The organism is Shewanella sp. 2_MG-2023 (assembly GCF_030548905.1).
GTDB classification, from domain to species: domain Bacteria; phylum Pseudomonadota; class Gammaproteobacteria; order Enterobacterales; family Shewanellaceae; genus Shewanella; species Shewanella electrodiphila.
Window position 1 is genome coordinate 92291 of record NZ_JAUOSO010000001.1, and the last position, 24060, is coordinate 116350.

Here is a 24060-nt window from a genome sequence, read left to right on the forward strand (position 1 = left end):
GAATAATAATGACTATAAGCACTCAAAACGAAAAGCTATCTCCATGGCCTTGGCAAGTTGCCCCAAGTGATGCCAGCTTTGACACTGCCACTATCGGTAAAAAATTAAAAGAACTGACTCAAGCTTGTTACCTGATTAATCACCCTGAAAAGGGCTTGGGTGTTTCACAACATGCCCAAGTGATGACTGAAAGTATCAACAGTCAACAAGATTTACCCGTCAGTGCATTTGCCCCTGCATTAGGAACACAAAGTTTAGGCGACAGTAATTTCCGCCGTGTGCATGGGGTTAAATACGCATACTACGCTGGCGCGATGGCAAATGGCATTTCATCAGAAGAGTTAGTGATTGCGTTAGGTCAAGCTGGCATCTTATGCTCGTTTGGCGCAGCAGGATTAATTCCTTCTCGTGTAGAGCAAGCAATTAACCGTATTCAAACTGCGCTACCAAATGGCCCATACATGTTTAACTTAATCCATAGCCCAAGCGAACCAGCGCTTGAGCGTGGCAGTGTTGAACTATTTTTAAAACATAAAGTGCGCACCGTTGAAGCATCAGCATTTTTAGGGCTAACCCCACAAATTGTGTATTATCGCGCAGCGGGTTTAAGCCGTGATAGTCAAGGCGAAGTCGTTATCGCCAACAAGGTTATCGCTAAAGTGAGCCGCACCGAGGTTGCTATTAAGTTTATGCAACCTGCCCCAGCTAAAATGCTGCAAAAACTGGTTGATGAAGGCTTAATTACGCCAGAGCAAATGGAGCTTGCACAATTAGTCCCAATGGCTGATGACGTAACCGCTGAAGCAGATTCAGGCGGTCACACAGATAACCGTCCGTTAGTGACATTATTGCCAACTATTTTAGCGCTTAAAGATAAAGTGCAAGCTGAGTATCAGTACAAAACACCTATTCGCGTAGGTTGCGGCGGTGGTGTCGGCACCCCTGATGCAGCACTCGCTACCTTTAACATGGGCGCTGCGTACATCGTTACAGGTTCAATTAACCAAGCTTGTGTTGAAGCTGGATCCAGTGAACACACTCGTAAACTGCTTGCAACAACAGAAATGGCTGATGTGACCATGGCGCCAGCAGCTGACATGTTTGAAATGGGCGTAAAACTGCAAGTGGTTAAACGCGGCACATTGTTCCCAATGCGCGCAAACAAGCTTTATGAAATTTACACCCGTTATGAGTCCATTGAAGCCATACCAGCTGAAGAGCGTGAAAAACTTGAAAAACAAGTCTTCCGTTCAACCCTCGATGAGATTTGGGCAGGCACAGTAGCCCACTTTAACGAGCGCGACCCTAAGCAAATCGAGCGTGCTGAAGGAAACCCGAAACGTAAAATGGCACTTATCTTCCGTTGGTATTTAGGTCTTTCAAGCCGTTGGTCAAACTCTGGCGAAGTTGGTCGTGAAATGGATTACCAAATTTGGGCAGGCCCTGCACTTGGCGCGTTCAATGAATGGGCAAAAGGCAGCTATTTAGATGATTATACCCAGCGAAATGCGGTAGACTTAGCCAAACACTTGATGCACGGCGCAGCGTACCAAGCTCGCGTTAACTTATTGACTGCTCAAGGCGTACCGCTTCCGGTTGAACTACAACGTTGGAGCCCGCTTGATCAGGTAAAATAACCTGACTGCTAATCCGCAGCTGTTGTTTTACAATATGAGCCAGTTATCAGTTTATAGCAAGTTAACGGTAAGTTAGCGATAAGTCATGTATCAAACAACAAATTGCGTTATCAGCCTATACCCTTTATCTAGGAATAAATAGTCAAGGAATAGGCAGATGATTAGAACAGTAAAGCGAATTAGGTATCAGTATGAGTGAAACACAAAAATTAGATTTTTCAGCGGTCAATGGCACTACGCTTGAGTCATTTAATCAGCAAAAAAATCTGATAAAACGCATGCTAAAAGGCAATAGCGCCCAGTGTAGTGAGTGCAATAAACCACTGACACTGCAACTCCCGCCTAACTCAGCTAAAGCGAAAGCAAGTGAAAAAGCCCCTGGTATATATTGCGCCAAAGGTTGTACCGATATTGAACTGGATATGGAAGCCGTTGCGTTGATGAAGTAAGACCAGCGATGTCATATGACCATATTATAAAAGCACCTTAGGGTGCTTTTTTTGTATGCTTAGAATCTTAGCCAAATGCCAGTTTATCAACTGTCGTCATGTAAAAAGGCACAAGACTTTACCTAGCTGAAATATTAATGAGTGGGTTACAAAGCAAGACATCAGCTTGCATTGAAGCTTGAAACTGCTAACAAAATTAGGAGTAAACCCCTGTTACCTCCTCCAATGGCGAGTATGTAAAGTTTCAATCTGGAATGTCTCTGCGTCACAAGCAGGTTTCAGTTTAAGACTTCAATATACGTCGATACCAATAACCCTCTTATTTAAGTGCTCTGTTATAAATGTTCAGTCATATGCGCTTTGTAACAAATCAGCACTATGTCGCACTTTTGCTAACAAAAATAATGCGTTAACAAATATTTGACCTAAATCAACAATAAATAACATTAGCTAAGGCAAACTAACTCATTCTTTTTTATGTGGTTATATTTCTATGAGTCATAACAAGGCTAACAACAATATTGAACAACCCCTTACTGATGATTGTATTTTACTTTCTACCACTGACTTAAATGGAAATATAAAGTACGCCAATAAGGCTTTTGCCGATATTTCAGAATTCAGTGCAGACGAATTACATGGAAAGCCCCATAATATTGTTCGCCATCCTGATATGCCCAAAGCCGCCTTCAAGTCCCTGTGGGATAATGTAAAAGAAGGTAAACCATGGTGTGGCATTGTTAAAAATAAAACCAAAACTGGTAAGTTCTACTGGGTGAACGCCTATATATCACCCGTTTACGAAAATGGCCGCTTACATGAACTTCAATCTATTCGCCGTAAACCAAGCCGTGAACATATCGCTACAGCGGAAAAAATCTATCAACAACTCAATGACGGTAAGCAACCTGCAGAACTCAGCCCTCCTCTATTTAGTTTTACTGGTGCACTGTGTTTATGGGCTGTATTTATCTCGTTAATCGCCGCTGTCGCGCCCTTAGTTATGCCAATGCTTGTTGCTGCTATTTTAATTCCAATTCTTGCTGGTATTGGGATTTACTTCCTCACCCGACCATTAAAAAATCTTGAAAACAAAGCGACCCAAATAATTGATGATCCGATTGCTTGTGGTGTTTTTTCATCAAACCAAAACGAGTTAGGCAAAATTGATTTAGCTTTAAATTATTTAATTACTGAAATGGGTGGCGTGGTTGGTCGTATGGCTGATTCTGCCTCGTCAATCAGTGAAGAAAGCCAGCAACTCAATGACACGATTATTCAGACTCGCGAGCGAGTGCAAGAGCAAACCCAACAAACCAGCCAAGCTGCCACGGCGATGGAAGAAATGACCACCAGCTTTGCAGAAGTGAATGACAATACGCACAGTACCGCCCAAGAAATTACCACTAGCCAGGAAGCTGCTAACCTAGGCCATAACAGCATGGTGAAAGTGGTTAACTCAATTGGTGAGCTCAGAAAAGAAGTGGTTCAATTTTCAACTGTGGTTAACACCATCGAGCGCGACAGTAAATCTATTGCTAGCGTGTTGAGCGAAATCAAAGGCATTGCAGAACAAACTAACCTGCTTGCACTCAATGCAGCGATTGAAGCAGCAAGGGCAGGAGAAAGCGGCAGGGGCTTTGCGGTGGTTGCCGATGAAGTAAGACAATTATCGATTCGCACCAGTGAATCCACTGCAGAAATTGAACATATCGTGGCTAATTTCCAACAAAGCACTCAAAAAGCCACCCAAGCAATGGAAGCAGGTCAGCGCCAAGTTGATATTTCTGTATCACTAGCAGAAGAAGCCGATGGTGCTTTTGACCAGCTTTTATCATCGATTAATCGCATTCAAGATATGGCAGCGCTCAACGCAGCAGCAATGAGCCAGCAAACTCTAGTAGCGGAAGATATTAGTCGATCGATTCAGCAAATTGATGAGCTTTCAAACCAAAGTCTAATCCAAACCGAAGATACGCAGAACAAATGTGAACAAATGGGACGGCTGGCCAATAAAACCAGCCACCTTTCAAAGCAATTTTGGAAGCAAACTATTGAGCGGACTAAGTAACCTTACTCGGGATAAGTAAAAACAGCCAAATATGAAAACCGCAATAACATGATTTTGAATATTGTTATTGCGGTTCTCACCTTAAAATCACACACTTAAAATTTCACGATTACACGATTACACTTAAAAGTATCGCTTACACTCATCATATAAAGTCATCGCTTAAAGTCGCATTTAGCAAGCCTTAGTCACCTGCATCAAATATCTAACACCTTAAATCCATGCTAACTCCTCAGTTTCTGCTCACTCTTTGCACACTCTTTAATTAAGCTATTCATTCGTCATCTTACCCAATGGTAATGGTTTCAAGTGGCTCGATTACAGGAGAGAATTATGTCCACACTAGATCGTTTTTTCGACGTTAATACCCCAAACAACAAACCATATTTATCTATTTCTATTATGCTGTTGAGCAGCTTACTTTTGTTCACAGGTTGTGGCAGTAGTGATGATGACAGCACCAGTGAAGATACAGTCATCACAGTACCTGAAGAGACTGTAACCCCAGTTATCGATTACGATTCTGATTTCGAAGCAACCGATTGGACAGAAGCCACACACACCAAAGATGTCGATCCTAATTTTGACGAAGTGTTTGACGATACCCAAGTAAAACGCCTCGATTTTGTCGTCACCGAAGCTAACTGGCAAAGCATGCTAGATGACATGACAGCTCTTTACGGCACTTTTGGTCAATCAACGTCAAACAATGGCTTAACAGATACTGATGAAGACCCAATATTTGTTCCCGCCGAAGTATTTTATAACGACACTCAATGGTACCGAGTTGGGATAAGGTTCAAGGGAAATTCTTCACTGCAAACCAGTTGGCAACAAGGGATTTTAAAACTCTCGTTCAAGTTGGATTTTGATGAGTACGAAGATGACTATCCGCAAATTGATAACCAACGCTTTTATGGTTTCAAAAAATTTAGTCTTAAAAACAACTATAGCGACCCTTCTTTCGTGCGTGAAAAAGTCGCGGCTGATGTGTTCTACGATGCAGGACTTGCAGTGTCGCACACCGCATTTTATACCCTCTATGTTGACCATGGTGACGGCCCTGAATACTTTGGTTTATACACCTTAGTTGAAGAAGTCGACGGCGAAGTTCTCGACACACAATTTAGCAGTGATGATGGTAACCTCTATAAGCCTGAAGACGATGGTGCCACGTTTGCTTATGGCAGTTTTGACGAAGAGAACTTTGAGAAAAAAACCAATGAAGATGATGCTGATTGGTCTGATATCCAAGCATTATTCAGTGCATTACACGATGATACGGCCACCAGCGACCCACAAACTTGGCGGGCTAATTTAGAGGCTGTATTTAATGTTGATGCGTATCTTAACTACTTAGCTGTTAATGGCATTATTCAAAACTGGGACTCTTATGGCGTTATGCCGCACAACTATTATTTATATAATAACCCTGAAACGTCGCAACTCACTTGGATCCCTTGGGATCATAACGAAACTCTTCAAGATGGAAAAATGGGCGGCGCATTAGCGCTAGACTTCTCTGACTTAAATTCAGCAGATTGGCCACTCATTGGCAATATTTATGCGGATGAGGAATACAAAAATCGTTACAACGAGTACCTGCTTTCAGTGTCACAAACTGCATTTGAAACCAATCAAATACAAGCAAAGTATCAAGACTACCAAGCGTTAATTGAACCTTATGCGACATCTGAGCGGTCGGGGTATTCATTCTTAAACAACAGTAATGAATTTTACCAAGCGATAGATGAATTAATTTCTCATGTAGAAGAACGTAATGATGCCGTTGAGCAATATTTGGATAATCAATAAACGATAGAATAGATCAACATTGATTTAAGTTTATAGCAAAGGGATTAACACCAAAGCGCATTTAAAACCAAGTCGCGTTAAACCTAATTAATCGCCTAAAACAAGCGCAACTTAAACAAGCGCCTTGAATAAGAGTGACTTAAACCAAAGCAATTTAAACCAAAGCAATTTAAACAAGAGCAACTTAAACAAGAGCGCCCTAAACCACAGTAGATACACTGTGGTTTAATTTGACTTAGTAACTAAGTCAAATTACAAAGGTGGATCAACTTTATTAGCGACAGAAGTATTTACCCTAAACCAACCTGCTATAGAGCGCCTGTCTCGCTTAGCAGGTAACACTTCATGGGGAAATTCTTCACTTAAAAAAATAACTAAAGAGCCTAACAGTGGCACAATCTTGAGGCCTTGCTTATCTTGCTCATTCATATAGAGCACTAACTCACCACCATCAGCACTGGTCCAGCCTGAATTAAAATAAGCGACAACAGAAAGCACCCGATTAGCTTCACCTTTAAAGGCGTCACAATGGCGTTTGTAATAATCACCAGGCCCATAATGAGCAAAATGGCTTTCGAAAGAAAACAGCCCTAAAAATAACCGCCGATTCAAATAATCTTGTAACCTCGCTGTCCAATCAAGCCATTGATTAGCCGGTGTTGCGCCTTCTGTAATCCAACAGATTTCATCTGTTCTCACAAATTCATTCTGCAGGTATTTTTCACCGCGACCGATACCCGCACTTTTGAAAGCTTCAGCCTCAATAGATAGTTGATAGGTAAGTAATGATTGGGCCAGCGGTTCAGGCAGTGCACCTAGGCGAATGCTGTAACCTTTTTGTTCAAGATCTTGAGCTATCAGTGAGAAAAGCGTTTCGTCATATGAGCTATTAGAGCCATCTGACGCTAAATGATTAACTGCAACCAATTTTAATACCTTCGGTAAAACTTATATCCTCTTAACTAGAAACAACAAAAAAGAGTAATGCTCACCAAGCAAATCCGCCATCATTGGCATATCAGAGTACAAACGCTTAAGTTAAAAACGCTAACTACTTAAGGGTTTGAATATCCTTAATTAAAGTCGGTATTATCGATTCAGCTAAGTCATTTGAGTATACATCAAGTAATATTTTTATATTGAGAAACAGTTAATTATCATCTTGAGTTTAAAGGAGGAAAGTATCGAGAATCTAATAATTGATATAAATCATCGATGAAAGAAGGCTAAGTAATGTTGGTAAGTTTTCAGCTGAAATGAGCAAAACTTGATGAGTTAAATCTAGATATATTCACGACAGCGTCGTGATAACAACTGCCGCTTTATATATTTATGACTTAAAAATTTTTCACAACGCCCAAATATTCACATTCTTGTGAGTTAATAAATTATTTACACCAATCTGCAGCAGAGTCGCTCTGGCTTATGATTTTACTATTATCGGCTAACCATGAATCAATTTCTTTTGATAACCTAAACTCAGAGCCCGTGCCAGGCCAATAGTATGCCCCATGACTATTTTTACACAATGCGATATAAACCGGCGTAGAATTGAATATGACATCTTCACCTGGTTCTACATGCATCTCGTAGCTTATGTTTTGATTAAGCTCCCCTTTGTATGTAGCAAGAACTTCAGCAAAGTAAACTTGTTTTTCTAAATCATCATCTTGGCTGATGACTTTTACTTTAATCACTTTTACTTTAGCAAGGTAATCAACGCTGTTTGTCGCTTGTATAAAGCCTGTTAATTCTGACGAAGAAATATTATCAGCGTTGGCCGAGTCGACTACGAAAATTAAGCTTAATAATATAAAATTTAATTTTTTCATTATGCTTCACTTCCCGCTATCAATGACTTTTGAAATGTTAATTGTGGGTGTTGCTGTTAATTTGAAGGTTAGAGAAGTCATGTTCTATATATTTAACATAATTCTACTTAATCAGTAATAGCAAGTTGAACTTAAAGTTGTTAAAGCTTAGCTAAAATAAAATGCAGTAACGTCATTCCTTTACAACTGCAAAACTAAAATTAAAGAAATTAAAAAAACTAAGCACCGAGCGATGCTTAGCAGTAGTTCAGATTACATATACATTGAAACAGCGGGAATAGCAGCACTAACAACAGTATTAAGCTTATTTAGCATCAATACTAATATATCTTTGATTAATTGGTATGTCATATCGACAATCTTTACGCCTGGTTTACCAACATAATTAAGAATATGACCCAAAATCCCTTTTGTATCCTCTGCATATCTAGACGACATTTGAGAGATTTCAACAAGGCCTCTTGCTAATGCATCATATATAGTTAGAGCACTTCCTACTGCTGCCTGAGTTAGAATACTGGTAATTTTTCCACTATCACGAAGCAAGGTAAGCAGCGCATCCCCTATTTTATCAGCCCAATGAGCATTGAAACTGGCTAAATGTCTTTCCTGATATTTTAATCTTACAATCGCAAGATTTTGGATAGAACCAAGTTGCATTTGTTTGTAGTCTGAATACTTCGATGCGGTGGCGATGTAACCAGGCGCATTACCCAACATCTTATGGGAAGACGCATTAAACGAAACACAAGTGCTTAGGCGATATTCATTACCAGCATGCACAAAGGGCCACACTGGTACCATAGGAACTGGATCGCTTCTATGCACAGCTCGATAGATCCCATTTAGTCTCGTTTCTGTTTGCAATGCAAAAGGGTTAAAACCTACTCTCGGAGCACCAAATGTATACAACTTAACAGGAACTTTATACTGTGATTTAATCCAATTTGCAGCTAAGGTTGCTAATGCACCACCGAGGCTATGCCCTACACAATGGACTGCTCGGTTACCTGCTTTATTAAGTAAAGAAGCTAGCTGAGGTTTTATAGACTCAAATGTCCGATTAAAACCTGCGTGAACAGCTTTATAGTTTGGCCCAACTGTCACTCCGCAATGCAAATCAGTCAAAGTATCAGCTAGCCCTGCAGTACCCCTAAAAGCAATGACTATATCCCCTGCAAATTGACCTTCATTTTTGCCTAAACCAAAAAAACCAAAGCCACTGGCGTGATTTAATAAATGCTCAGCAACTGTACCGCTAACACCATCTAACTTTGAATTTTTAGCGCTAAAAGCGAAGTTCTTATTAATCAACATGCTGGCATCTAGCGCGCCACTTTTATTATTTCTTAAACTTTTATAGGCAAATTCAGCTAGTTCCACAGCAAGGCTAGGAGATAAGATATTCATTACATTCCTTTGTATATATTGTTTTAAAAATTTTCGAAGTAATCGATTCCATCGTCTACTTCATAGATCTCAAAGTCTGTTTCCCAATGGCAAATTCCCGAGCCACTAAAATCTAAATTTCGATTTGTTAGATTAGGAAAAGAAAAGTGTACTTTTGAAGATAATAAATCACAGTCTAAACTTGCTAACTTATTTTTATACTCCACGAGCTCTGTAATGCCCCTTAAACTGGAATTCCAGAGTACGTAAGTTTCCCCATCGTAGGTGACAGTTATAAACTGAGAAGTTGTTTCATGCGAAAACATATCACCTGGGATTTTTGATTTGATATTTATAGCGGGTAAATAAAATTGCCCTTCGGAATCAGTTACTGTTACATCTTCTTTTTCAACTTTATAAGCAAACTCTAAGTTACGATTAATAACTGCACCGACTACAGGATTCCCGTCCAGTAATACAATGCCTTTCACTTCTGAGCACATATGTACATCAAAGCTTTTTATTAAACCAAACATTACACCCCCAAAAAACAGTAACATTGCTAAAAATAGCAATATTTTGTATGGCTTAGTTCAACGAAATAGAACAACCAATGATCTAAGATGCACACTTAAAGGTAAGTCCCTTCAATTAAAAATCGCGGCAATGAGTCGGATTCAACCGTCACGGTGTTGCCTTTGTCATGCCACATGCACGCCATACCTAAAAGCTCTATTGGTAAAAAAGAAGCAACTGGCACTACGTCTTTATCCGCGGCATTCATCCTATACTTTTCTTGATGCACAAGGTTTTTCGCCAGTACTTCATTAAAGTCGAAACCAATGTCGGTGGTTAGCGCTGCGAATGTTTCTAAGTAGCCCATTGCGATACCTAATGCCCAATCATCATTTTGAGCCACCGCTGCACTCATAGTTTCTTGCAATAAGCTCGGGAAATTATCTTTTTTGTGGTGGTATGCTTGAAACACTTCAACAAGCAAATAAGATACTGGGCCAGCTTTGGTACCACTTTGCTTTATTAAGGCCACGGGGAAATTCGCTAAAGTATCCATACTGGCTTCATCGCGTGTTATCACTGCGCAAAAGTATGCCTCGCACCAGTCTGCCGAATTAATTAATCCTGATGCCAATATGCCCTCGCCCGACCAGGTCACCGCCGGTAATTCAGCAATGCTAATGGTATGTTTAAGCTCGGGTTGCTGCGCTATTTGATGAAAAGCCGCTAACATTTTAGCCGCATGTACCAATGCTGAGCTTGACTCTTTGGCTATTCCGGGTGTTTGCTGCTCCCAAGTGAGCCAACGGGCGAGGTTGATTTGGGTATCGGAAAATCGAATCAAATTATCACGACTTTTAACGATATTAACTGGTATTTTTTTAATTCTTCTTCTCGGCGCCTCTAGCCATTCCAATAAAGGGACACATGTCGAAAACTCTGGATCGTATTTTCTTTCTACTTTCATCATTAACCTACTAATTGAGTGGTATCGATATCAAATTCAGATATGCTAACGTCATTGACTGTGCTGCCAGCTGCGGTTTTAGTAATTGGTGTTTCAATATGTAAATACTGAACTTTACTACCATCTTCCGCCGCTTCTTTAATTGCTACAGCCGCTTTTCTGTCGGTGACAGCATTCGCGTTCTTGTTACCTTCCATACTAGCTGTAATCGCCTGCGCATATTTAGTCGTGCCTTGCTGATGATATTCATCATCAATTTTCTTTTTACCCAATGGGCTTTTGCCCCCTTTGGCTTCAACAATAATGACATCACCGTTAGCATTTTGATAAACCATATCAAAATTTCCCGACACTGAAGACGAATTATCTAAATCGTCTGGGTGAATACGTTCAAAGCCCGGGTATTTGTCTTTAACTGCCATATCAGCGGCTTTTTCGCCAATTTTAGCTGATTGATGATTAATTGGGGGGATCTGCTTATTATATTCTGGCGTACCGCGGTCAAACTCATCACGTTTAGTCATTTCTGCGTCACGTTGCTGACAACATTCCTCTAATTCTTTTTGCTGCTTGTCAGTCAGTTTATAAGTTTGAGTTTCATCTTTCTTTTTCGCTTTATTAAGCGGAATATCTTTTTCTTGTACAAAGGAGCCTTTTTTCGCCCAATCTTCATTAACCAATTTTCCGTCAACAAGATGACCACCGGCAAACTCTTCAACGGTTAAAGTAACTTCTCTAACACTGTTTGCCCCTTCAATCTCTTTTGAAATAGTAATCGTGCCCGCGTCTTCATCTAAACCGGTAATATCATATTGATAATCTAACTTGTTCTTACCACCAGGTTTCGTATATTTGACATAAGCATTAGGGTCACCTGCCAAGGCGGCACTGGTAATGGCTGCTTGCAGTATCTTATCTTTTGTTGCTGTATCAATACCTGTATCGTTTACTAGAGTCCCAAGCATTCTTTCTAATTTTTCCTCTCCTTCTTTACACAATAATCCAAACGGATCCACCCAGTTCACATGATTAGGCGCATATTGGTAATGGTTGATACCGCCCACTAAACCAATAGGGTCTTGATGAATAAACCGTGCTTGCTCAGGACTGTAGTATCTAAAGCGGTTGTAATGTAGGCCTGACTCTTCATCAAAGTACTGGCCTTGAAAGCGCAGTGGGTTATCAATGTGATTAGCCACCTCAGCACTATTTTCAATAGCTGTTGAGTCAGCATGACCAAATACATCGAGCTGATTGCGCCATACGGTTTGCGCATTAACATCGGTTAAGCAAATCGGTGTACCGAGTTGGTCTAAATGGTAGTGATAGATTTGGCCATGTTTGACTAATGCTACGGGTAAAAAAGTCTCTGGTTGATAGATGTACCAGGTGTATTCACCTTTGTTGCATTCACCTATTAACTGGTTATTATCCCAAATAAAATCGGTGCGGCCTTGTTCGGTGATTTTGGCGCTGCGCCGACCTAGTGCATCATATTCATATTGGGCCAGCCGGCCATTAACATTAATATGCACCAGTTGGTTTAAGCCATTAAAGCTGCGCTGCTGTTTATCACCTTTAGCTAATTGGTTAATTTGATTGCCGCTAGCATCGTAACGGTAATCTATACCCGCCATGCTTAACAGACGGTCATGTTTAACAATAACCTCATCAAATGGTTTATTTATAGTTTGCTCTGCTGGGCTATTTTCAGTCGAATTTTTATCGGTATCATTATAGACAACACTGTTATCAGCATGAGTGCTGATAGCCGTTCGCGGATTACCGAAGGCATCCCACTGATATTGGTGAATGCCAGAATCTGACGGATTCCCATCACGCTGCCTGGCGATTTGTTCTTTGTCATCAAAGCTGTTGTTATCAAGGATTTTGTTATCAAAACTGTTTTTGTCAAAGGCGTTAATTTCATGCTCAGCGCTATGCACTGCAGTGAATGATTCCCCCATACAAGCTGTGACATCTTTAACTAGCTGGCTGATACGGTTATAGGTAAATTGCTTAACCCTTGGCTGCTGGGCTGCTAACTCAGTTGATAATTGATTTAACTGGTCTTGCTTATCGTATTGGTATTGACGGTATTCAAACGTGGCGGCGTCACATTGATTGGACCATGTTTGCGCGCTTAATCGTGAGAATGCATCAAACTCTTGAACTAACTCAAGTTGATTTGATTGTTGGCTTTTATGTAAAAGCCCCGAGGATAGATATTGATAACTAACAAGTGTATTTAATGTTTGTTTATCAGACCTTGCTACTGCTGCATCTACAGCCGTTTGTGTTCCATCTACAGCCGTTTGCAAACTAATATCTGTTAGTTGGCCATTGGTATTGTATTGATAGCCAATATTACTACCATCGGGCAACACAAGATGCGTGCGCTGACCTTTATCATTATATTGATACTCAAGCTGCCAGCTGCCCTGAGTTGATGTGGCTAAACGGCCTTGAACATCATATTTCTGCTCAACTGTACGATGCTGATTATGAGCACGGGTGATTTGGCCTAACTTGTCATATTGATAAAAGTTTTGGGTATTTAATAGTGGTGATAGTGCATTCGCTTCTATTTTGACATGACTGCTTTGCTTAACAATCCGCCCCATGGCATCACGGCTTAGCTCAATAAAGCGAGTATCACTGTCATTCACGGCAATCAGTTTATCATTAGCATCGTATTGATATTGCTGCTCGCGCCCATCAAAACCGACTAACTTTTTAGGTTGCTCTGTCGGCGTATAATCAATGGCGTATTCAGCACCATCACTGCGGGCGATGCGTTTAAGGTTACGCTCTTTGTCATAATGAAACTTAAGCCAGCTACCATCAGCAAAGGTTTGTTCACTAGGCTGTGATAACCCCTGATAACTGAGCATGGTGTGATTTAACGATAATTCATTTGATTTATTATCTAGCGCATTTGTATTGGTGCTCGCAATCTCATCTGAGTTTGTATCAAGTTGACTGACATCTTGTGAGTGACAAGTCAGCCTCCCCGCATCATCAAACTGAAAGTATTTATTAACCGACTCTTCAGGCGCTGATTGAGGATAAGATTTTTGCTGAACAACTTGGCCTTTGTCATCTCGAATAAATTCGGTGACTAGCCCTTGTGGATCGATAACTGCATTGACTCGACCCAAACGGTCGTGGCTATATCGAGTGAGTGACTCCCCTACTTGCGTTGCGAGTAATTCGCCATCACGATCCCATAAATATTTATGCGTCACACCATCAAACTCAATTTTTTGCGTGACTTGACCAAAATCATTGTATTGATACTGGCGCTGACGACCATCAAAATTAATTTCAGACAAAATCCGACCTGTTGCATCGAATTGCTTTGATAACTTTCGACCCATAGGATCTTGAGTGAGAATACGTTGCCCTAAACGGTTGTATTCAAAACTTGTGACGCCCCCATCAGGTTGAACTATCGAGTCAATTTGACCTAAAGAGTTATACAGGTATTGGGTTTGATTATGATTAGCATCAATCGTGGCAACTTTACGACCCGCTGCATCATACTGATGTCGAGTAATATGCCCATTGGCATTATGATACTCAGTTAATAAACCTTGAGCATTATGAACAAACTCTTCTTTGTTTCCCAAAGAATCAACACAGCTGCTGCGCATTCCGCTTGATTGTTGCTCATAGGCAAAGTGGTAATGATAGGTGTCATTGTCACCCCATTGCTCGATACATTTAGCGCTGGCATCATGGCTATCCCATGCAAAGTGATGACTATAACCCGATGCCCGAGTTCTGCGTTTTAGCAGATAAGTCGATGATTTGGGCCCTAGGGGATGTTTGTGTGGCTCAGCTTGTGTTTTAGGTTTAGCTGCGTCGACATAACTGTACCTTTCTACAAGGCCATTGATATCTGTTGCCGCTATTAACGCTTCAGCATCATCATATTGATAACTGGCTAATAATGATGGATGAACTTCTCGATTACCTTTGTCATTCAGCACATATGATGACACCCGTAACAAATTATTTTGGGCGTTGTAATGTAATAACACCCCACGTTTAGGCCCTGTAGTAATCTGAGCTAAGCGGCCTTTTTTGTCATAGTACAGTTCAAAATATTGACCTTGATGGTTACTGATGGTTTCAAGTAACCATACCGTTTTGCCTTCGATTTCATAAAGCTTGAACGCCCAATGGCTCTCGTCAGGTTTAATCAGTACCTGTCGACCATCCGCTTGATGGACTAACGACCAACCTGTCGAAGTTTGAATGCTTGTTTGACCACGTTTAACGCAGTCAAACACATGTACCCGCCCTTCTTCATCTGTTAATTCATACCATTGCTTTGCTGGTTTTTTAGGGCCAATTTTAGGCGCTTCTTTATATTGATGAGTTAATTGGACACTGAAATTATGTCGCCAACCGAAGCCTAGTCCGATATTGGAATCGATTTTACTAGAGCGATATAAACGTCGCCACGTTAGGGGTAATAGGCCACTGATTTCGAAATCAACCAGCGGTAATATCTCTTCGCCACTTAACATGGAAACAGGATCGCTACGGCACTCTTGCTTATCAATAGCCACTTCTGTTGAGGTATTATTGGTTACAGATCCGGCTGACGCTGCTGAGCTAGCTTTCTTGCCGTTATTCGATTTTGGCGTTTTTTTAGCACTTGAACTTACGCCTGGCGTGGCTGTTTCTGTCGAGTATTGAATTTGCGGTTTAGGCACCTCAACATACACTCTGAGCAATGAACGCTCGATTGCTTCTGTCAGGTTTTTTACAATATTACGTGGCTGTAGCGTGGCAGATAATCCTGCTTGTAAAACTAAATCACGACCATAAATCAACGCGTTACGATCTCGAACTAAATGAGGTGATATCTCATTGATAACGTCTGTTAACTGATTTGCTTTATCAAAGGTTAATAGTTGGAAACCCGCTGGCGTAGACGCGCTTGTTAGCGCTACTACAATATGCCGATTTTGGCCATTAAAGCGAAAGTTACTCATTGTCATGCTTGTTTATGCCTCTATCCATGAGTATGTTGCTAATCCTAAATGCAGCGTTTGAGACACTTCAAGCTGTAAACTTTTCCCTGTTACAGTCTGTTGTTCATAGCGGTTAAAAAGATGCACAAAATTATATAAACCAGAGACACAACCAATGTCTCCTGTGAAATTTGTTGTCTGTGAAATGTCACTATCTGAATCAATTCTACCTGCAAGCTGTTCATATGCATTTAGCCAATTATCGGTCACTGTTTGATTAGCACCGGGTAAATACAATTGATTAAAAAGCTCTGGCTCGCACGCTTTATTTGCCTGCTGAAAAAGGCTTTGAATAGTTTGAGTTTGCTGCACTAAACTGCAGTTATTTTGACTTAATAGGTCAATGCTTAAACCAGTGGTATTAACCCTTAAGTTTGCCACCATTGCGGCTTCTGCTGGACGACTGCCAGATCCTTGTTCCTCGGTAATCAGATTTTCTGTCGCTAACAACTCTGCTAAGTCAAAAAATAAGCTATCAACAGAAATTAACACCACACTTTGTGAATCAAATGACATCGCTTCTAGTGCCTTAAAGGCAAACATTAACGAAGCGCTTCCATTAGGAAAAATCCGAGTGAGTGGATGTTCAAAACAATGTGGTAAATGTTGGTGAAGCACACTCACCCAGTGTTGTAATTCATTGGCAGAAAGGTTTGGCAGCAACCAAAAAACAGGCTTGCCCTGGTATGTTTTCCATACAGTGTCATTTTGTAAATTTAACTTAAATAGCAAGTCTACTAAGCGATCAATTTTGCGTTCAGTAGATAAATTCGCCGCCATGACTGCGACAACATTTTGTGAGTTCTGCTGATATGAGAATTCTAACGGCTCACTAAAAGGTAAGTTAATCAATCGTTCAGTGTCGGTATTATCACCAATACTAAGACGGGTATGTTGGACATCTATAATCATGATGCCAACTTGCTATCTGCTGTGCTGGCAATTGCATTTGAAATAGTGCCGTGCAAACGATACTGGTGAAGTTGCGCTATTTTTTGATGAACCGGACTTGTTTGTGTCAGCAAGAATTCGATAGAACTCTCATTCACTTCAACGCCATTTAGCATTCGGCTGATAGTGTTATTTTGATTATAGTTAAGTGCGATAGCTGGCCAACGGTCAAGCAACTTCGCACTGTAAAACTGTAAATATTCACCACGTTTACCCAAATCGCTTTCAGATTGCCACTGAAGAGAAATTGCTTGTTCAAGCAAGGGACCTAAAATGATTTTGAGTGCATTAAACGCTGCCATTGTTTGCGAGGGTTGTTGCATCGCTTTCGCTAAAAAAGGCACAAACTTAATAAAACCAGAATACCCCATAACCTCAATCACTTTAGCCCTTAATGTATCGTCTTGGCTCATAACATTGAGTATCAAAGTGAGTTGTTCTTCATCTAAGGAGGCGATATAAAAATCAAATAAAATACTGTCTACCATTTCTAATTCAATAACATTTTCGTAGATCTTTAATGGCGCTTTTTTAACTTCCATCAGCAACTCAACATACAGTGTTGTCACTGGCGTTACTGGTGTCATTGACGTAGTTAGTCGTTCACTTGCTTGTTTGCGGTTAAGTCTTTGCCCTTGAAAAATACAAAGCAATAAGTATTGATGAATTTGTGCGGCTGTTTTCCCATCGCTACTCAATACCAATGGATGAATTAAATACTGGCTAGCAAGAAGTGCAAGATTGGGAAAGCTCTGTGCAGAATTGATTACGCTGCTATCAAATAGTCGTTGAAATAATAAACATTGCTGCTGTGAATTTTGCTGACAATGTAATCTTAAAAATAACTGAATGATGACCAACTGGTTTTGAACGTCATAATCCTCTTCAGATTCAAGTGCGCTTACGAGTTCAGTGACATTTTTAGCTTTAAGTAACAGGCTTTGGCTATCATTCTGACAAACATTCTGGCTATCACTTTGGCTAAGAGCAGCACCTTCATTTAACGCTTTATAACTGATAAATAATGCTTGAGTATTATCTATAAGATTTTTAGGCGCACACTCAAAAGACGACATTATCACTTGTCGCTGCGCTAATAAAAAATCAAATCGCTCATGCAAACTCATCAATACATTCCTTGTCGTTTAACCAATCAGCACGGTAGGGTTACCTACAATGATCTTCCCACCATGCGCAGTGCCATCGCCTAAGCGAGCCGCTGGTTTTCCATTGATGAGTACTGAACTTGAGCCGGCATTGATAGTGTCAGGTGGCCCAACACAAATAAGCTTGTCACCTTTGCGCGCTGCAGGCATAGAACCTATTAACACATTGCCTGAACCCATGATAATTGGCCCGCCAACATGAGGTACAGGGCCTGGATTGGTCTTCGGGCAAACATGCATACAAGATAATGTCGCAGCTGGCATTCCCATCAAATATTCCTTTATTTGTTAGCGCAAATAGCATTGGGGCTATAAACATTTAAAACTGGCAGTTCAGATAATCTGGGTTAATCTGAATCGATTAGAATTACCAATAATTGCTTTCTTTCGATTGCATTGGCTATTGCCGTAATCATCTCAGCTTCTGTTATCTGACTACTGCTAAATTCCTCAGCGTTTAAGTATTGATAAATACGCTGCAGAATATCAGTTTGATTATTCCAAGTATGACGACTTTTCAAGAATTGCTCACCAAAAAGGCTGGATGCTGACAATGCTATTTCTGGCTGATTTAGCAGCGGGTCCATTGGCTTATCAATAGGTTTACAAATCAAATAACGATAGCCAAATCGACAAACAATTTCGTGCCCTCGGCAAAATGCGCCTAATTGACCTACGCCAGCATATGATGTCGAGGTCATAACTAATTCAGCTTAATTTGAGCGGCTTTGAGGGCAATACTCGCCCCATTTACTTTAACGTCTGTGCCTTTGATTTTAATATTGGTGCCTTCTATTGAAATCGAACCGTCACTGCTCATTTTGATACTGGCGCCACCCGTTTTAATCACAATTTCATTACCCGCTTCAATATTAAGCACTTTGCCAACTTTAACGGTCTCGTTATTGCCAATATCCTGCTTTCTATCATTGCCAATTTCTAGCTTGCTATCGTTGCCTACTTTTTCATTATCGTTATTGACGACTTCGGTAAACCTGTCATTGCCAACTTTATCTTTTTGGTCATTTTTAACATTTAAATGATGATCTTTTTCGGCCTGAAAAAATAGCAACTCCTTGCCTTTTTCATCATCAAAACGCAACTCATTGAAGTTGTCAGCGCCGCCTTCTTTTGTGCTATGTGACTTAATTCCCGATTGCGTTTTTTTAGCAGGCAAAGCATATGGAGGCATCAAATCAGCATTGTAGACAGCACCACTGATAATAGGCTGGTCTGGGTCGCCATTAATGAATTCAACCAACACTTCTTGGCCAACTCGTGGAAAGAAAAAGGCTCCCCACTTATTGCCAGCCCAGCTTTGTGCGACACGGATCCAACATGAACTTTTTGAATTAAACTCGCCTTCTCTATCCCAATGAAATTGCACCTTAACTCGGCCAAACTTATCAATATGCTGTTCATCACCAGGTTCGCCGGTCACAACAGCGGTTTGAACGCCGTTGATTAACGGCTTTTGCATCAATAGAGAACTACGGTAAGGTGTTGAATTGGGAACACATTCAAAATCATTGTGATAGACAGCATGACTACCTGATTGACTCGCACCCGATTGATTAGGCTGTGTCGCTGATGTTCTTAAAGCGCTCACAAGAAAAGTCTTACCTTTAAAACTGCTATTCTCATGATCTTTAAAGGTAAAAAACTTACCTACAGTAAAGCTGCGGCAATCGCTTTGACCACTGCATTTATTCATATCTTTTTGAAAAGCTTCTAAATGATTATCTGCTAATGGTTGGGAGCGACTATTTAGTTCAGACTCACCAAGGTAATCAAATACTTCTAGATTTTTTTGCTCCGGCAAATCGTTTTTAGTATTGCTGCCAGACGGGAATTTTTTAGGTTGAGTATAATCATATCCCTTTTGAGCAAATCCGCCGCTTACCATGCTCATACCACCTTGCCAGTGAGAAACATGTGACTCGGCTAGATGGCCTGAAAAACAACGAACCTGCGCTTCATCGCAGGCGTTATAAGCAGTGATGTCATCAGCAAGGACTAACTTATGATCGCCTATACTGTGGTCGAAAAAGTAAAAAATACCCTCTTGCTGTAATAAACGTGTCACAAAATCAAGATCTGACTCAAGGTATTGAACACAATATTCGTATTTGGGATAAGTACGGGTTGTCTTATTTTGAAAACTGACGGCATGTTGACCAAATATGTCAGTAAGAATATCGATAACAGACTGATTTTGAAAAATTCGGCAGTTAGTTCGCTGCTTCATTAACGCAGCTCGAGGAACGATAACCGCTTGATAATCAATATAGTCTTGTGCAACATCTGCAGCAGCGGTTCGCATTCCAGCAGATTCAATATGGCTTATTACGCCATGGAAGTATCTAGCTGCACCATCGCTTTCGGCATTTCTCAATGAGATACAAACATTTTTGCCGACTAAGCTCTCAAGTTTGATTTGAGTACCAATAGTAAACATTGAAACACTAATTGAGAACAGCTGGGAAATCGCTTCAGAGGCAGTAAAATGTGTTAGGTAGAGCGTATCTTTACCTAATGGAGTCGTAATACTAATGATATTGTTTTTTTGCGTAGCCTTTAGCATTCCTTGCCTCAGTCTTTTTAGGTAAAGATCTTGGAGGAATTTCTCCTCCAAGATACAAGATCACAAATGGATTACATTTGTTGACCTTTAACACCGCTGTAGCCATAACGTAGCGCTGCAGTGATGTTGTTTTTGTCATCTGTAGGTGTAACTGCCATCATCATCTCTGTGTAGCTGATAGTGATAGTTTCAACAGGGCGGTCACCTTGAATTGACACGCTGTAGCTTGAAATCATTGCATCAGTTAATTCGATCTGCATGATTTCTTCGATTTTGTCACCTTGTTTGGTGATATGGAAAACAGCTTTTTTACCTTTACCGATTGTTGCTTCTTTAAAGATATCTGTTGAAGCATTATCTTGAAGTTTAGTGATTGTAACGTCACCTAAACGAGTTGAACTTGCTTCACGATCTTTAGCAGTACCAGTGAAAGAAGAAATCTCACGGCTTACATTCCAATCTACAGATAAGACAGTGATCATGTCTTTGAATTCTGCAGCAGTTGTTTCGCCTTTAATACCTTCGTAATCTAAATATGTATTCGCTTGCATTATTAATGCTCCTTTTGCGTAAATATCATCCATTAGTGGATAGGTTTATATAAGTTTAAATATAAACTTAATTCAATTTATTAAAAATGCATTCAGACATGCCAAAGTTATTAATGTGGCACATCTAAAATTAAACTCGCGTTTTAAAGCAACGAGATTATATCAAAGACCTTTTTATTATCAACAATACTTTCAATGTAATTTAAAAATAAAAAATAACATCAAAATCAATAACTTATAAGGAAAACCGTTTGATAGCTTTTTGTGTAATACTTTATAACTATCTAACTAAAGCCTCAAACTAATACTTTGTAATAGTATTAATAAAACCTATAGGTGTAAGTAACACTATTTCACGTAAAATTATTTTTTACGCAAAATAGTAGTCATATTATTTAAAATACAATATTAATACTTAATAATATTTTTAAGAACGTCACACACCTATAAGTATGTATTTAGACTTTATAATTAAATTCTTCTTTTTCAATATTCACTTTGACATTTGTGGTTTTTTTATTACCAGCCATGTTTTGTAAAATTTTAATAGAAAGATCAGGCAACATGGTGTTTTGCAAAATATTGTGAACGTTACGTGCACCAGAACCAGCATCCTGGCACATTGAAACAATTTTCGTGACCACATCTTCGCTATAACTAAACTTGGCTTGATAATGATGATTTAATCGCTTACCCACTCGTTGTAATTGCAAAGTCGTAATGTCATTGAGCATAGATTTACTCAGCGGGATGTATGGGATGACATTAAGTCTCCCCAAAAATGCAGGTTTAAAATAAGCTAGCAGGTCATCTTGTAATGCTTTACGTAGGCCATTAATTGAAGGGATGGTTTCCTCATCTTCAAATAATGACATTGTGGTATCTGTACCTGCATTAGATGTCATGATGATAATGGTATTTTTAAAATCAATATCCCTACCTTCACCATCCTTAATCATTCCTTTATCAAACACTTGATAGAATATATCTTGCACACCTGGGTGTGCTTTTTCCATTTCATCAAGCAAAATCACACTGTATGGTTTTCTGCGAACCGCTTCAGTTAATACCCCACCTTCACCATAACCGACATAACCTGGAGGTGAGCCTAGTAACAATGAAACCTTATGCTCTTCTTTAAACTCTGACATGTTAATAACAGTGACATTATCTTCACTGCCATAAACCTGTTCAGCCAAGGTCAATGCGGTTTCAGTTTTACCGACCCCACTTGGGCCAGCTAATAAGAACACGCCTATTGGACGTTTTTCATCGCCCAGTTGTGCACGAGATGTTTGAACTGTTTTAGCAATTAAATCTAAAGCATGATCTTGGCCAATTACGCGTTTTGACATACTGGCTTTAAGATCTAAAATCGTCGCTATTTCATCATCTTGCATTTTACCCGCAGGTATTCCTGTCCAGTCAGAAATCACTTCAGCCACTAATTGTTCATCAACTTGCCAATGCACCATAGGTTGCTTGTTTGCAGCTAAAGTCTGCTTTAGCTTGGTCAATTGAGCCAGGTAATCTGTACTGTCATCATTCTGCGTTTGGATCTGTTCAACAAGCTCCGAGATTTGTTTCACCGTGGCTAATTCAGATTCCCATTGTTTGATTAATGGTTTTAAGCTTTTTTCAAAGCCTTTTTGTGCTTTTGATAGCTCGGCCAATACTTTCTTGTGATCTGAACCGTTTTTTTGTTCGCGAGATAAGATAGCTATTTGGGTATCAAGCTGTTGGATTTGACGTTGTAATGACTCAACAGCGCCTGGTGTTGAAGCTTGGCTCATCGCGACTCTGGCACACGCAGTATCAAGAAGGCTGACCGCTTTATCAGGTAACTGGCGTCCCGTTATATAACGATGTGAAAGGTTTACTGCTGCACATAATGCTTGATCTGAAACTAAGATCTTATGATGCGTCTCCATAACGGGTAATAAACCACGCATCATGGCGACCGCTTGCTCAGGACTAGGCTCTTCAATTTTGACGACTTGGAATCGGCGAGTTAGTGCTGCATCTTTTTCAAAAAATTTCTTATATTCTGCCCATGTTGTTGCGGCTATCGTCCTTAACTCACCACGTGCTAATGCAGGTTTTAGTAAGTTTGCAGCATCATTTTGCCCAGCTGCGCCACCACTACCAATCATGGTATGCGCTTCATCAATAAATAGAATTATTGGCTTAATTGAGCTTTTAACTTCATTAATCAGTGCTTTAAGTCTATTTTCAAACTCACCTTTAACGCCTGCACCAGCCTGTAATAATGCTAAATCTAGAACATGAATACTGACATTAAGCAGTGCATCAGGGACTTCTTGTTGTGCGATTTTTAATGCTAAACCTTCAACAACAGCCGTTTTGCCCACTCCAGCTTCGCCCGTCAGGATAGGGTTATTTTGACGTCTGCGGGTAAGGATATCTATCATCTGCCTGATTTCATTATCACGGCCTAAGATAGGGTCAATTTTACCGAGTTTGGCTTGTTCAGTCAGGTTTTGAGTAAACTGATCCAAGCTAGGTGTTTTACTCGGGGCACTCTGAACTGCTTGTGTTTCTTCAATATCAGAGCTTGATACTTTATGCTCTGTTGACTGCCTAGCCAGTTGGGGCCAAGCATGTTTGAGCTGTGCAGGGTCTATCTTCATTAACTGCTTGGCAGAGCGAGAAACCAATGAATTTAAAGAGTCATCTGTTAATAATGTAAAAATGATATAAGCGGCTCGGATCTCATCATCATTAAATTCAATCGTGGTGTTCAGCCATGTTTGACGCAGTAAGTTAACAATATGCGGTGACAAACTTGGCGCGGCACTATTACCTGTTTTGAACTTTTCTAGTCCATTTCTCACTTCACTTATGAGTTGTTCTTTTTGAATCGAAAAGCTGGCATTAATAATGTTTAAATCACCAGAATCACCTTCGAGTAAAGCAAGTAACCAATGCTCTATTTCGACGGTAAACTGACTGCGACTATGGCAAATACTCGCGGCAGATTCTAAAGATTTTCGACACACTGGATTCAGTTTTTCAACCAGTTTACTTAAGGTCATCGCTGACATGTTTATAGTCCTTTATTAT

At 40.2% G+C, this 24060-nt stretch carries 17 protein-coding genes; 4 read left to right on the forward strand and 13 right to left on the reverse strand.

Annotated features, from left to right (window positions below):
- The first annotated feature begins 8 nt into the window (after positions 1-8).
- The 4 genes from pfaD to Q4600_RS00370 all read left to right on the forward strand — a co-directional run bounded on the left by pfaD (position 9) and on the right by Q4600_RS00370 (position 5972).
- Positions 9-1637, forward strand: a complete 1629-nt coding sequence (pfaD, locus tag Q4600_RS00355) for an eicosapentaenoate synthase subunit PfaD (RefSeq protein WP_303512803.1) — start codon at positions 9-11, stop codon at positions 1635-1637.
- Between the two features lie 191 nt (positions 1638-1828).
- Complete coding sequence (locus Q4600_RS00360) at positions 1829-2086, forward strand: hypothetical protein (protein ID WP_153913414.1); 258 nt, start codon at positions 1829-1831, stop codon at positions 2084-2086.
- Between the two features lie 493 nt (positions 2087-2579).
- Complete coding sequence (locus Q4600_RS00365) at positions 2580-4157, forward strand: PAS domain-containing methyl-accepting chemotaxis protein (protein WP_303512798.1); 1578 nt, start codon at positions 2580-2582, stop codon at positions 4155-4157.
- A 333-nt stretch (positions 4158-4490) separates the two neighbouring features.
- Positions 4491-5972 carry a CotH kinase family protein gene (locus tag Q4600_RS00370; protein ID WP_303512795.1) on the forward strand — a complete coding sequence of 494 codons (1482 nt, stop codon included), beginning with the start codon at positions 4491-4493 and terminating at the stop codon, positions 5970-5972.
- Positions 5973-6224: 252 nt separating this feature from the next.
- On the opposite strand, the gene Q4600_RS00375 is transcribed toward Q4600_RS00370, so the two are convergent.
- The 13 genes from Q4600_RS00375 to tssH all read right to left on the reverse strand — a co-directional run bounded on the left by Q4600_RS00375 (position 6225) and on the right by tssH (position 24041).
- Positions 6225-6899: a 2OG-Fe(II) oxygenase gene (locus Q4600_RS00375; RefSeq protein WP_303512793.1), complete on the reverse strand. Its 675-nt coding sequence runs from the start codon at positions 6897-6899 to the stop codon at positions 6225-6227.
- 461 nt (positions 6900-7360) lie between these two features.
- Positions 7361-7804, reverse strand: coding sequence for a hypothetical protein (locus tag Q4600_RS00380; protein ID WP_303512790.1), 444 nt, complete (start codon positions 7802-7804; stop codon positions 7361-7363).
- Positions 7805-8056: 252 nt separating this feature from the next.
- Positions 8057-9214, reverse strand: a complete 1158-nt coding sequence (locus tag Q4600_RS00385; protein WP_303512787.1) for a lipase family protein — start codon at positions 9212-9214, stop codon at positions 8057-8059.
- Between the two features lie 23 nt (positions 9215-9237).
- Positions 9238-9729: a DUF6795 domain-containing protein gene (locus Q4600_RS00390; protein WP_303512784.1), complete on the reverse strand. Its 492-nt coding sequence runs from the start codon at positions 9727-9729 to the stop codon at positions 9238-9240.
- A gap of 95 nt (positions 9730-9824) precedes the next feature.
- The gene (locus tag Q4600_RS00395; protein WP_303524340.1) at positions 9825-10679 is read right to left on the reverse strand and encodes an immunity 49 family protein; all 855 of its coding nucleotides are present in this window, start codon (positions 10677-10679) and stop codon (positions 9825-9827) included.
- Positions 10679-15685: an RHS repeat-associated core domain-containing protein gene (locus tag Q4600_RS00400; protein WP_303512780.1), complete on the reverse strand. Its 5007-nt coding sequence runs from the start codon at positions 15683-15685 to the stop codon at positions 10679-10681. The genes Q4600_RS00395 and Q4600_RS00400 overlap by 1 nt, the downstream gene beginning before the upstream one ends.
- 12 nt (positions 15686-15697) lie before the next feature.
- Complete coding sequence (locus Q4600_RS00405; protein ID WP_102531004.1) at positions 15698-16636, reverse strand: hypothetical protein; 939 nt, start codon at positions 16634-16636, stop codon at positions 15698-15700.
- The gene (locus Q4600_RS00410) at positions 16633-17802 is read right to left on the reverse strand and encodes a hypothetical protein (RefSeq protein ID WP_102531003.1); all 1170 of its coding nucleotides are present in this window, start codon (positions 17800-17802) and stop codon (positions 16633-16635) included. Before Q4600_RS00410 ends, Q4600_RS00405 begins: the two co-directional genes overlap by 4 nt.
- Before the next feature lie 18 nt (positions 17803-17820).
- Positions 17821-18111: a PAAR domain-containing protein gene (locus Q4600_RS00415; RefSeq protein ID WP_102527847.1), complete on the reverse strand. Its 291-nt coding sequence runs from the start codon at positions 18109-18111 to the stop codon at positions 17821-17823.
- Between the two features lie 77 nt (positions 18112-18188).
- Positions 18189-18542 carry a hypothetical protein gene (locus tag Q4600_RS00420; protein WP_303512776.1) on the reverse strand — a complete coding sequence of 118 codons (354 nt, stop codon included), beginning with the start codon at positions 18540-18542 and terminating at the stop codon, positions 18189-18191.
- A 2-nt stretch (positions 18543-18544) separates the two neighbouring features.
- The gene (locus tag Q4600_RS00425) at positions 18545-20425 is read right to left on the reverse strand and encodes a type VI secretion system Vgr family protein (protein WP_303512774.1); all 1881 of its coding nucleotides are present in this window, start codon (positions 20423-20425) and stop codon (positions 18545-18547) included.
- 71 nt (positions 20426-20496) lie between these two features.
- The gene (locus tag Q4600_RS00430) at positions 20497-20976 is read right to left on the reverse strand and encodes a type VI secretion system tube protein Hcp (protein ID WP_102527844.1); all 480 of its coding nucleotides are present in this window, start codon (positions 20974-20976) and stop codon (positions 20497-20499) included.
- A gap of 458 nt (positions 20977-21434) precedes the next feature.
- Positions 21435-24041 carry a type VI secretion system ATPase TssH gene (gene tssH / locus Q4600_RS00435; RefSeq protein WP_303512772.1) on the reverse strand — a complete coding sequence of 869 codons (2607 nt, stop codon included), beginning with the start codon at positions 24039-24041 and terminating at the stop codon, positions 21435-21437.
- Positions 24042-24060: the final 19 nt, after the last annotated feature.